The sequence below is a fragment of the Pseudomonas sp. AC463 genome (genome assembly GCF_979253585.1).
Genome location: NZ_CEEDDZ010000058.1, coordinates 1 through 697 on the forward strand (window position 1 = coordinate 1; position 697 = coordinate 697).

Annotated in this window: 1 pseudogene; it reads right to left on the reverse strand. The window is 62.4% G+C overall.

Features of this window, described 5'->3' with window-relative positions:
* Positions 1-143: 143 nt before the first annotated feature.
* Positions 144-581, reverse strand: a pseudogene (locus tag AC0IYH_RS29050) (IS5 family transposase); the annotation flags it as partial.
* Positions 582-697: the final 116 nt, after the last annotated feature.

Genomic DNA, 697 nt, shown 5'->3' on the forward strand with positions numbered 1-697 from the left:
GCAGTCTCGCCGCCATGGTGATCGACTTCGCCGACGCGGTGGAGAAGCGGCTGCGTGCCGATCGGCTGCTGACAGCGGTGCGGTCTCGCTGAATAACGGAATGGTTGGTTTGGAGCGAAATGTCTAGGGTCAGGACTCGTTGATCACAGCCAGAAGATGACGGTGGCAGCGAGGGCCACGGCGGAGAAGAAGGCGGTTGGGCAGCGATCGTACCGGGTTGCGACGCGTCGCCAGTCCTTGAGGCGGCCGAACATGATCTCGATGCGGCTACGGCGCCTGTACCGGCGCTTGTCGTATCTAACCGGCTCGTTGCGGGATCGTCGGCCTGGGATGCAGGGCTGAATACCTTTCGCCTGGAGGGCATCCCTGAACCAGTCGGCGTCGTAGCCGCGGTCGCCGAGCAGCCACTGCGCTTTGGGCAGATCGTCCAGCAGGGCCGCCGCGCCGGTATAGTCGCTGACCTGGCCCGCGGTCATGAAAAAGCTGAGCGGGCGGCCGTTGGCATCACTGACGGCGTGCAGCTTGGTGTTCATCCCGCCTTTGGTGCGGCCGATCAGGCGGCCAAAACCCCCTTTATGGATGGCTCGCCCCTAAACTAAATCGTTGTCGTCTCACGACAGCGGGTCGTTTGAGGAAGGAGCGAAGGTCATGGACATATCAGTTCTTGGGATCGATCTGGGCAAGAACAGCTGCAGCG